The organism is Phocaeicola plebeius (assembly GCF_003437535.1).
Lineage (GTDB): Bacteria > Bacteroidota > Bacteroidia > Bacteroidales > Bacteroidaceae > Phocaeicola > Phocaeicola plebeius_A.
Genome location: NZ_QSQT01000005.1, coordinates 86,989 through 99,818, shown reverse-complemented (window position 1 = coordinate 99,818; position 12,830 = coordinate 86,989). Strand labels below are relative to the sequence as shown.

Here is a 12,830-nt window from a genome sequence, read left to right as displayed (position 1 = left end):
GAGTGGATAAAAGTGTTTTCCACTAAAAAATCATTTATCCTCCAATAAGAGAAAAAACATTTAACTTACTTATAAACAACTATATACCAAATTATCAGTATTAATCTTCTAACAAACTACTCGGAGTTACATTAAAATGCTTTGTAAAACAACGAGTAAAATATTTCGGGTCATTAAATCCGACTTCGTATGCAATCTCAGAAATATTCATTGTACGGGTTACCTTATTCTTCAGCAGAAGTTCACGAGCCAGATTCAAACGATAATTACGAATGAACTGGCCGGCAGATTGTCCTGTCAGGCTCTGCATTTTTTTATTCAACAAACTCTTGCTGATGCCAACCGCCTCTATAAAATCACTCACCTCAAAGTCCGGATTCTTATAATTTTCTTTTACAACTGACATTGCTTTGTTCAGGAACTTCTTATCGCCAGAATTCTCATCCACCTCCAACGAATCAGTATTCATATCAATTGAGAACTTTTGTTGGAAACGTCTTCGATTCTCCAATATATTGGAAATACGGGCCAACAACATGTTCTCATCGAAAGGTTTCAGTAAGAATGCGTCTGCACCCATTTTATAACTTTCCAAACGTGCTTCGTCAGAAGTTTTGGCTGTCAACATCAAGAAAGGAATATGAGATATGGAGAAATCATTCTTTACACGACGAGATAATTCCATACCATCCATAACCGGCATCATCAGGTCACTAATAATAAAGTCCACATTATTAGAATGCAATATATTCAGGGCCTCTTCTCCCTGAGCGGCCTCCAACACATTATAATATTCAGCTAAGATAGAACGGATATAATCGCGCATATCTTTATTGTCTTCGACTACCAGTACAACCATCTTCCCATTACGAGGTACATCTATCACGGTATCTTCTTTTTCTATCTCAGAAGAATCCGGCTGGGATTGAGTCTCACCATATAAAGCTGGCAAGAGAATGCGGAATGAGGCTCCTTTCACCGGATTATTCTTCGCATAAATCTTACCGTCTAACATATCTATCAGCTTCCGGCATAAATACAAACCTATGCCGGTACCACTCTGACCACTGACCGACTCAAGGCTTCGGTTATCGGATTGATAGAACTGCATGAAAATACGCTCCATATCATTCTCAGGAATACCTTTTCCCGTATCACGAACACTAATGAACAGCTTCTTCTCATTTTCTTTGCCAATAACTCCTACATATATGCCTACCTTCCCTCCCTTTGGAGTAAACTTCAGAGCATTACTGATTAAATTTGTCATAATCTTACGCATCACATCCTCATCGAACATCAGAATCGGATCGGCAAGGTGAAGATACAGCTGAAGGTCAATGCCACGATTCTTCGCATAATCTGCAAAAGGTGGCACAATCTCGGCCATAAATTCTCTCAGATTCCCATAATTAGTGGCAATTTTGATACGCCCCTCCTCCACTTTCCGGAAATCCATCAACTGATTAACCAGCGAAAGAAGATATTTTGAATTACGCTCTACCAGATGCAACTGTTCTATTACCTGTGGATTATAGCTCAATTTCAAAGCGCGTTCGATAGGACCGACAATCAACGTCAATGGAGTCCGGAATTCATGTGTAATATTGGTAAAAAATGCCAGTTTGTCAATGGTCAGCTCTTCTACCTTACGCGACATCTCTAAAATCTGATTCTTTTGCGTAGTGATTTTCTCATTCTGATCTTTCAGTAACTGATTCTGTTCCGAAAGCTCATGCGTTTGATTGGAAAGCAGTTTCTTTTGCTCCTCCAACTCAGAAGTACGTTCTTCTACCATCTGATGCAATAAATCTTGCTGACGCTTCATAGCCTGATAACGCCACCTCAGGATACGATAACCACCAAACAGGATAATAAACAAGACAGAAAGTAGGAACCAGGGGGTCTTATAGAAATAAGGACGCACTACGATAACCAATTCCTCTGTATGCGCAAGCCAGTGTTTGCCATCAGGAGCATATCGAAGCTGGAAAACATATTTTCCTGGATATAGATTGGTATAAGTCGCATTATTTCGATTGGAGGGTACAGTTACCCATGCGTCATCAAACCCTTTTAAACGATATGAATATTGCGCCTGAGATTCTAACGCATAATCAAGTGCCGAGAACTCTATTGATAACGACTTGTCACTTTCATGCATGGCTATTTCCCCAGACTGAGGAAAGACTTCCTGTCCAAACACTCTACAGTGGGTAAAAGCTAAGGGGAACTTACGCTGATGCTCAGCTTCAATCATCGGATGTATCTCCGTCAGTCCTTTCTGACTACCAAAGAACAAACGTTCCTTGTCAAACGACAAAGCTCCGGCATTCCAATAAAACTGATCAGAGATTAGACCGTCAATCTGACTATAATTGCGGAATGACTCTTCTTTTACATTAAAGCATGACAAACCATTATCCGTAGATACCCAAATATTGCCGTACCAGTCTTCCAAGATACCTCGTACACTATTGCTCACCAAACCATCATTCTTCGTATAAGCTTGAAATTGGTAATCATTTCCTTTTTTCAATGCTTTATAAAATCCATTTCCGTTACTTCCTAACCAGATAGTCCCATCTTTTGCCTGAAAAATAGAAGTGATACGTTCCCGATGTCCGGAATCAGGGCTGTCCAATTGATAGACATACTTCTTGTATTTCAATTGTCCCTTTTCGTATGCAGAAAGATTTACTCTTAAAAGGCCAAACGGAGAAGAAATCCAAAGTTCCCGTTCGCGAGTAATACACATTCCTAATGCATTCTGATTGATAATTTCTTTACTTTCATTCAAGAAAGGCTCTGAAATACTTCCATCAGCCGGATTATATACATACACATTATTCATTGTACCAATCCAAAGTAAATGACTCACAGGGTCAAAAGCCAAACTTGACACAAAAGGATCATTCAACGGAACAGGCATATAACGTTTAGAAGCAGATGGTTTACGATTAATCCAACCAAGTCCACCGCCCCAGGTACCTACATACAAACGGTCCTCATCACCTAACATCAATACACTTACAGTATTATGTGCCAAACTGGCTGGTGTTTCAGTGGTATAATGCAAGAAAGAATCACTCCCCTTCAAACGGCAGTTTAATCCCCCTTCTACGGTACCTACCCAAAGTGTCTGATACTCATCTTCCACTATCGAATTGACCGGATTATGTGACAAACTACCCGAAAGATTCTGCTGATGATAATAATTAACTACAGACAAACGAGAAGAAAACATTTTGCTTATTCCTCCTATTTCAGTCCCAACCCACACAATATCATTTTCATCATCCGCATAAAGGGTATTGATAAAATTACAAGACAAGCCGTGCATCTCCATGCCCTCACTTGCCTGGATACGGGTAAAATCAGAAGTCGAAGCATTAAACACATTCAATCCTAACAGCGTACCAACTATCACCTGGTCATCTCGTGTAGAAGTAATGGATGTCACATAATTCTGCGACAAGGAAGAAGGATTTTGAGCATTATGTACATAATGCACACTGGTATCCGTAGTCAAATCATAACTATACAATCCATTACTTGTACCAATCCACACATTGTTCTGACAATGATAAATACAAAATACCGATTCAAAAGAAGAAATATTCAAAGAAACAGATACGGGCTGTGGCTCCTGACTTGTTTCCACGCTCTCGCTAATCCGGCACATTTTTCCCTGGTGAAAAAACCAGATATAGCCGTCAATTTCATACAAAACGCAGCCACGTTCATGTATTGGAATGTTCGAAATCCGGATAACCTTTTTCACGGCACCTGTGCTATTAAATATTACCTTATAAATCTGTCCGCGGCTACAAAACCATAAATTACCAGATTTGGCAGTCATCAAGAAACTCACCGGTTGCTTCATCAACTCAGCCATTTCTACCGACTGTAAAGACTCTGCAGGCAACAATTGCAAGTTATCTGTAGAAAGGAGCTCTATGCCTGCTTCTCCTGCCATCCAAATACGATGAAAAGCATCCTCCGCCAATTTCTCCACAAAATTACTTCGTAACAGTCTTTTTTTATCCGTTGTGCTGGCACTAAAAACCACAAACTCATTGCCATCATAACGAGCTACTCCTCCTCCATACGTAGCCACCCACAAATAGCCGTCACTGGATTTGATGATATCATCTACAAAATTATAAGGCAGTCCATCGTTTATCGTAATAGAAGCCAACGAGAAACGAGAAGAGTTTTGTACCGCATAGAGTAGCCCATTCGGGCAACATAAGCAAAAGACAAGAAGCAAGTATAGAAGTAAGCTGTTTCTTTTCATAGAAATTATTCTGTTTTACACAAAGGTAAACCGTTTTTCGAGTCTTTTTCTGAAAAAGAGGATAAAAATCCACTCAAAAGACAAATGTCCACCCAATAGAAGAATTTGTCCACCTCAGGAAAAATGATTGCTCCTAATTTTATGCCTAAATTTCATAAAGACAGATATTTCACTGTTTTTCCATGAATTTCTCGTGTTTATTTATAAATTTGTATCACATTAATTTAATAATAAAACCATGAACAAACACTTAACCTTTCTTTCTGCGCTTGCACTAACAGCAGGACTCAGCTTACAAGCACAGAATGTCAACCAGATGGTTATCCAAGCCAATAAAATTGGAGCAGAAATTCAACCGACCATGTACGGCCATTTCTTCGAAGACATCAACTATGGAGCAGACGGGGGACTCTATGCAGAATTAATCAAGAACCGTTCATTCGAGTTCCCTCAAAGTTTTATGGGATGGGACATTTTTGGAAATGTAACTCTGCAAAATGATGGTCCGTTTGAACGCAACCCACATTATGTACGCCTGGCAGACCCCGGACATGCACACAAACGCACAGGTATTGAAAACGAAGGATTTTTCGGTATCGGACTCAAAGCCAATGAAAAATATCGTTTTACCGTATGGGCAAGAGGAGAAAACCAGACAATACGAGTAGAACTTATCAACAATGCGTCTATGGGAGAAACTCAGGTCATCACTTCACAAAACCTGACAATTAACTCAAAAGACTGGAAAAAATATGAAGTTATCCTCACACCGACCCAGACAGAAGCAAAAGCTCATTTGAGAATATTCCTCGATTCACCGGGCACCGTAGACCTGGAACATGTTTCTTTATTCCCTGTAGATACTTGGAAAGGACGTGAAAACGGATTGAGAAAGGACCTGGTACAGGCATTGGCCGACACCAAACCGGGAGTATTCCGTTTCCCCGGAGGATGTATCGTGGAAGGTACAGACCTGGCAACCCGTTACAACTGGAAAAACTCTGTAGGCCCGGTAGAAAACCGTCCGCTAAATGAAAACAGATGGCATTATACTTTCCCGCATCGTTTCTTCCCTGATTACTTCCAGACTTATGGCATGGGATTCTATGAATTGTTCCTTCTGTCAGAAGACATGGGAGCAGAACCACTTCCTGTACTGAACTGTGGACTTGCCTGCCAGTATCAGAACGATGACCCGAAAGCACATGTACAAGTATGCGACCTCGACAGCTACATTCAGGATGCACTCGACCTGATTGAATTTGCCAACGGAGGAACTGATACCAAATGGGGAAAGCTCCGTGCCGATATGGGACATCCGGCTCCATTCAACATGAAGTTCATCGGAATCGGAAACGAACAGTGGGGACCTGAATATCCTGAACGTTTGAAATTATTCGTAGAAGCTCTCCGCAAAGCACATCCTGAAATCAAGATTATCGGTTCATCTGGTCCGAATTCTGAAGGAAAAGACTTCGATTACTTGTGGCCGGAAATGAAGAAACTGAAAGTGGACTTGGTAGACGAACACTTCTATCGTCCGGAAGACTGGTTCTTGAAATCAGGAAACCGTTACGACAATTACGACCGTAAAGGCCCGAAAGTATTTGCAGGAGAATATGCTTGCCACGGAAAAGGAAAGAAATGGAACCACTTCCACGCTTCTTTGCTGGAAGCTGCTTTTCTGACTGGAGTAGAAAGAAACGCAGATGTAGTACACATGGCTACTTATGCTCCGCTGTTGGCTCACGTAGAAGGCTGGCAGTGGCGTCCAGACTTAATCTGGTTTGACAACCTCCGTTCTGTACGCACCTGCAGCTGGTATGTACAGTCACTTTACGGTCACAATACCGGAACAAATGTAGTTCCTCTGACTATGGATAAAAAACCGGTTAGTGGTCAGGAAGGCCAGAATGGACTTTTCGCCAGTGCTGTATGGGATGAAAACACACAGACTTACATTGTCAAAGTAGCCAACGTGTCTGAAAAAGCACAACCCATCAGTCTGGAATTTAAAGGCTTGAAGAAGTCTGTAACTTTAGGAGACGGAAAATGCATCACATTGCATACAGAAAACCCGGATGCAGAAAATACACTCGACAATCCGAACCTCATCACTCCTAAAGAAAGTAGCATTTCAATTGAAGGAAATACGCTCAATACCGAAATAGGTGCCATGACATTTGCTGTCTACAAGTTTAAAAAAGAAAGCAAATAACTCATCGGCTTTTATTGCTAAAAAGGTGCGTCCGGAATCATCCAGACGCACCTTTTTTTGCTCTGCTAATAATACATGCACAATCTATATCCCAGATAAAACAAACAAACACATGCTATACATAGCATAGCCAGTGTAACCATCAACGCCTTCTGACGTTCCCTAACACTTAATTCCATACAAAGTCCTGATTAATTCTGTAACAAAGAACAAAAAAACATATTACAGAACCATGTAAAACACATGACTTTTAGATGAATGTTCTTTAAAGAACGATTCTTATTACCACTGTAGTTTTATTAATAAGTCTTTCAAACACGGTCAAAACTTCAAATTATGTTATAAAACACGTGTAAACGCACACAAAACTTGCATAATTCCAGAAAGTCCGTACCTTTGCATCGTGTTTTTCATAGTATTAGATTTAAGGTTAACAAAAGGTTGGAGTTCAGCGGAACTCCTTTTTTTATGTCCTTATCTGAACAAAAAAATTCCGGGCCTGAAAACAAGTCTTTTCAAGCCCGGAATTTTTATTTTATGCTTTTATCATTTACATCGGTACAATCGTAAATCCCCATTGATATTCCTTATTAGCAGGAATCAGATATTGAGGATCTGGCACAGCTCCCCAGCTATCAAAACCTCCTACACCCATCTGTCGCATATCCAAGCAGACTTCCACGAAATCACGAGGAGTAATATCATTGATATGTGTATGACGAGGCTTGATATTCTTAGCGGTACTTACATCATGTTTCAACTCTTCTGCATCACGATTCCCCCACTGATAGTCACGATGAGTAGCTTCCTCTCCATCAAAATCTTCTATAGAATTACGGAGTGAGTTAAATTCCAATGTACCATCCGCATACACAGCCAGTCCTTTGCCATTTCTCTTTTTCAGCATCAACCAACGTGTATCGGTATGATGTCCGTTTTCTTGTGGACGCACATAAGGGAAATACATTTGTTCTGCTGTCGCCTGATATTCACCTACCAATGTACCATTATTCCGGTCGCAATAATTCTCTTCCGGTCCGCGACCAAAATAAGTCACCTGTTCAATTTCGGCTGGCAAGCGGAAACGAACACCGATACGCGGAACTACCAGTTTGGAACTTTCCTTGCGGATAGCTTCGTTTCCAGGAGTGAACGTAGCCATCAGTGTAGCTTCCGAAGCTTCTGTCTTCGCAGCTTCCATTTCCGTAGAAGTAAATGTATAATTTGCTTTCACTACTCCTGAAGGATGAATACGATAAGTAGCAATATACAGATTACCTGCAGCCAACAGATAGCTGACTTTCAGTACCGCATCTTTTCCATCCATAGCCAATGAAGCATCTACCACATTGAAATTCTTGCTAGACTGCTTCCAGATTTGCAAGCGCTTCGGCATCTGGCTTCCATAGTCATTGTCATTCGGGGCACGCCAGAAGTTAGGCTGTATACCAAATCCCTCATGGAAATATTCTGTTCCCTTCACTTTATAAGAAGTTACCAAACCAGTCGACTTGTCAAATACAAAAGCTACACGTGAAGACTGCACACTCAACAAGTTGCCATTTTCACTGCACTGCAAAGCGGGCCCCTGTACAGAGAATGAACGTGAAGCAGGGTCTATCGGCAAGCGGAACTGTTCGTGCGCTATCTCATATTCTTTCGGTACAAGCGATTCAGATTCTAACGTAGTTACTGAAAAGTTCACAAAATATTCCGTACCCACTTTGGCTTTCAATCCACTAACATTCACCGCCAACTCTTTCTTTTCCTGAGGAGCCACATCCAGTGAAACCTTGCCACGACGCACCACCTTATCATTTTCCTTCACTTCATACGAAATCATATATTTCTTCAGGTTCGTGAAATAAAAGCGGTTCAGTACATTAAACTTACCGTTTGCCAAGTCTGTAGCTTCAAAAGCCACATTCTGGTGCGCATATTTCACTTCGCTCATAGCCGGATGAGGATTGCGGTCCGGGTTCACGATACCATTACAACAGAAATTACCGTCACTCGGCATGTTGGTTCCGAAATCACCTCCGTATGCCCAATACTCTCTTCCGTTTTCATCCTTCACTAAAATACCCTGATCTACCCAGTCCCAGATATATCCTCCCTGCAAATTAGGATACCGATAGATAGCCTTCCACTGGTCCCACAAGCCTCCGGTAGAGTTGCCCATGGCATGTGCATATTCTGAAGGCACTACCGGACGGTCACTTCCTAACCGACCTATTGATTCCAGCCAGGATGCGCTGGGGTATTGCGGCACGTACATGTCAGAGTTCCATTCCCACTGAGCACGTTCATAATTTACCGGACGGTCCATCAGTCCCTTGTCGGCCTGTTTTACCCACAAATAAGCTTCATAAAAGTTGTAACCGTTTCCAGCCTCATTACCTAACGACCAGAATGTAACCGAAGGATAGTTCTTATTCCGTTCAAACATATTCTCCACACGGTAAAGATGCGGTTTCAACCATTCCGGATTATTTCCCAAGGTTCCACCCTTACGCAAATCATAATACATTCCGTGACTTTCAATGTTCGCCTCATCGTACACGTAAATACCATATTCATCACAGAGTTCATAAAAACGACGGTCTTGCGGATAATGACACAAACGTACCGTATTGATATTGTTCCGTTTCATTAGCTCCAAGTCCTTACGCATCAAAGCCTCATCTACATAGTGTCCTGTCAACGGATTATGTTCATGAATATTTACACCCTTCAGTTTTAAAGGCTGTCCGTTGATAAACAACACATGGTAATTCTTTCCATTGGTACCCTTTTGGTCTATTTCTTTGATTTCAATGCGACGGAATCCTACATGGTAAGGAATCACTTCGGTTACCTTTCCATTTTCCTTAACAGTCATCAACAGCTTATACAGATTAGGAGCTTCCGAAGTCCAGGTCTTCACTTCAGGCAGTTCCTTGCTGAACGATACGGTACCTTCTTTACCAGCAAGTACATCTACGGCTTCTTCACCATTGGCTACTACCTTTCCGTTATTATCGAGCAACTCATATCCAATACTCAACCCAGCCGTATTGGTACGATGATTCTTCAGCTCCATATCCAAACGGAAAATACCGTTACGGTACGAATCATCCAAAGTAGACACAATCCAGAAATCCTGTACTGAAGCTTTCGGCTGTGAATAAAGGAATACGTCACGTTCTATACCGCTGATACGCCAGAAATCCTGACATTCCAGATAAGAGCCTGTACTCCAACGGAAAATTTTTAAGGTCAATACATTATTCCCTTCCTTCAGATAATCATTTATCAGGTATTCAGCCGGATTCTTGGAGTCCTCATTATAACCGACTTCCTTTCCGTTCAAATACACATAGCATCCTGATTTTGCTCCGGCAATGTGAAGGTAAATATCACGGTCCTTCCATTCTGAAGGCACGGTAATATCACGCCGGTACACTCCCACTGGATTCTTCTCCGGCAACAAAGGAGGTTGAGGGTTACGAGGCTGAAACTCATATCCGTGATTCGTATAAATAGCCGTACCGAATCCTTGCACTTCCCAGTTTCCCGGCACCTTAATATCGTGCCATCCCTCTGTACTCACTTCCGGAGAGGTAATGTCTGCAGGAAGATTCAGGTACGAATCCGTATAATAAAATTTCCACGTACCATTCAACAACTCATAATAAGGGCTATTTTCATATTTTCCAGTCAAGGCCTGAGTCTTGTCAGCATAAGTCATAAAAGCCGACCTCGGTGCCTCCCGATTTACTGATACAGTCTGAATATCCTTCCAATAAGGCAAGGATGCATTTTCCGCATACAACTGCTGAGGAGCCCCACTAATCGTCAGCACTCCCGTCAATGAACAGCAAATAGTTTTGATTGCTTTAGTAAGAGTCTTTTCCATCTGTCCTTTTTTAAGGTTAATTATTTCCAGGGCGCAAGTTAGGAAGAAATTTTCATATTTCTTCCTAACTCCTTTATGAATTTTATTTTCTTAAAAAAGAAAGCCCGCCACCAAACTATAAACTCGATGACGGGTTCCCAATATATAGTCAGACTTACATTTTATTTTAATACCATACTACCGGCTCATCTCCCATCAGGAACTTCAATTCTCCGCCTTTCATAATATCAGCGTATTCAATCCAGGGTTTCTTATATTCAGTTCCATTGAAGACAATACCTTGTATGTAATTGTTCTGCTGGCCTTTGTTTTCACGTTCTATGACGAATTTACCAGCAGGAACGGCAATCTCTACTTTATCAAAGTTCGGATAGCCAAATACAAACTTGCCACCGGCAGGTTCTACCTGATAGAATCCGAAAGAAGAAAGGATATACCAAGCCGACATCTGTCCTACATCCTCATTACCAGACAAACCATCCGGCTGGTCTGTATACATGGTATGAAGAATCTCCTTAATTCTATCGGCCGTCTTCCAAGGCTGACCTACAAGAGTGTACAGGTAAACTGTATGATGACTCGGTTCGTTACCATGCGCATACTGGCCAATCAATCCGCTAATATCCGGAGAAGAAGCTTCTCCCATATCACCGTTTGCCAGGAATAAAGAATCCAGTTTGTTCACAAACGCTTCTTTACTGCCGAAGCATTCCACCAGTCCTTCTACATCGTGAGGTACCAGCCATGTGTACTGCCATGCATTTCCTTCACAATAATCATCGTCTCTATGAGAAGATGCATAAGGACTAAACGGAGTACGCCAAGAACCGTCGAGCATCTTTCCTCTCATGAAGCCCGTAGAAGCATCAAAATAATTCTTATATGACTTGCTACGTTTCAGGAAATATTCATAATCTTCCTGCTTGCCAAGCTTCTGAGCTGCCTGTGCCACTGCCCAGTCTGCAATAGCATATTCCATATCGTACGCAATAGCTTCCGTCATCTTGTCTGCCGGAATGAATCCGTATTCAATGCGATGTTCCATTCCGCGTTCAGGCAACATCGAAGATTCTTTCAGTGCCTTGAAGGCCAACTCTGTATCAAATCCTTTGATGTCCTTCAAAATGGCATCTGCCACCACCGGTACGCCCGGATTACCTACCATACAATTGGTTTCACACCCCATCAGATGCCATACCGGAAGCTTTCCTTGCTGCTGATGGATGTGAAGCATGGTATTGATAATGTCACTCATCTTTTCAGAATGCAGAATTGTCATCAACGGCTGTGCCGCACGATAGGTATCCCACAGTGAGAATGTAGTGTAATTTACAAAACCTTCGCCCTTGTGCATCTGTTTATCGGCTCCATAATAATCACCGTTCACATCACAGAATTCAGACGGAGCAAATAAGGTGTGATACAGACTTGTATAAAAAATCTTCTTTGAAGCCTCATCTGCAGTATACACTTTTACCTTATTCAATTCCTTATTCCAAGCAGCCTTAGCATCTGCAATCGTCTTCTCAAAGTCCCAACCACTCAGTTCTGTCTGCATATTCAGTTGTGCACCTTCTTCTGAAGTAGGAGACAATGCCACCTTCATATACACTGGTTCCTGATTTCCTGCAGCAAAATTAACTCTGGCAAACAGCTGTGCACCTTTTGCCATATCACCTTCCTTTACAGAATCGTTGACAATAAATTCTACATTATCAAACTTACGTGAGAATTCTGCACGGAAAAATACACGCTGGTCGTCGGCCCATCCCTTTGAATAGCGATAACCGCTCACGGTACTATCGTTTACTACTCGTATCACGGCTTCTGTGGTTTTATCCCAGCAGCCTCCGTTTACCATATCAAATACAATCGCCGGACTTTCATTTCCCAAGAAGGTGTATTTATGGAAGCCGACACGTTTGGTAGCTGTCAATTCTACATCCACATTGTATCTTGACAGGTGGGTACGATAGTAACCCGGAGTCACAACTTCTTTCGAACGGTCTGAGTAAGACCACAGACCCGTTTCATACGATGAAGCATCTCCTCTTGAATAGGTCACTTCTCCTACTACCGGCATTACATTGATGTCATGCAAGTCGCCTATGCCAGTGCCGCTCAGATGCGTATGCGGAAATCCTATCACCGTAGAGTCTGATACATGATAACCCGATACCCAGTCCCATGACTGAGGAATGCTTGTCGGACCCAGCTGAATAAATCCGTAAGGCACATTGGCTCCATAAAACACATGTCCATGTCCGCCAGTACCGATACGAGGGTCTACAAACTGTGTCAAATCTTCCATCTCCTGCCCTTTCTGGCTACTTCCACAAGAAGCCAGGCACAAAGACAAAACCGGAACAAACAATAATGATTTCTTATTCATGGTTTTAAATTTAATATATGAA

Annotated in this window: 4 protein-coding genes; 1 reads left to right on the top strand and 3 read right to left on the bottom strand. The window is 41.8% G+C overall.

The genetic code is table 11. The annotated features are described in order from the left end of the window. Nucleotides 1-100: 100 nt before the first annotated feature. The gene (locus DXD04_RS03930) at nt 101-4,300 is read right to left on the bottom strand and encodes a hybrid sensor histidine kinase/response regulator transcription factor (RefSeq protein WP_117671075.1); all 4,200 of its coding nucleotides are present in this window, start codon (nt 4,298-4,300) and stop codon (nt 101-103) included. Nucleotides 4,301-4,538: 238 nt separating this feature from the next. Between DXD04_RS03930 and DXD04_RS03925 the strand changes: the two genes are divergently transcribed. Then, entirely contained in the window at nt 4,539-6,518 is a 1,980-nt protein-coding gene (locus tag DXD04_RS03925; protein WP_117671073.1) for an alpha-L-arabinofuranosidase C-terminal domain-containing protein, read from the top strand. A 550-nt stretch (nt 6,519-7,068) separates the two neighbouring features. Here DXD04_RS03925 and DXD04_RS03920 read toward each other — a convergent pair. Then, nucleotides 7,069-10,416, bottom strand: a complete 3,348-nt coding sequence (locus DXD04_RS03920; RefSeq protein ID WP_117671071.1) for a glycoside hydrolase family 2 TIM barrel-domain containing protein — start codon at nt 10,414-10,416, stop codon at nt 7,069-7,071. A gap of 166 nt (nt 10,417-10,582) precedes the next feature. Then, a complete protein-coding gene (locus DXD04_RS03915; RefSeq protein ID WP_117671068.1) occupies nt 10,583-12,808 on the bottom strand; it encodes a GH92 family glycosyl hydrolase in 2,226 nt (741 codons plus the stop codon). Nucleotides 12,809-12,830: the final 22 nt, after the last annotated feature.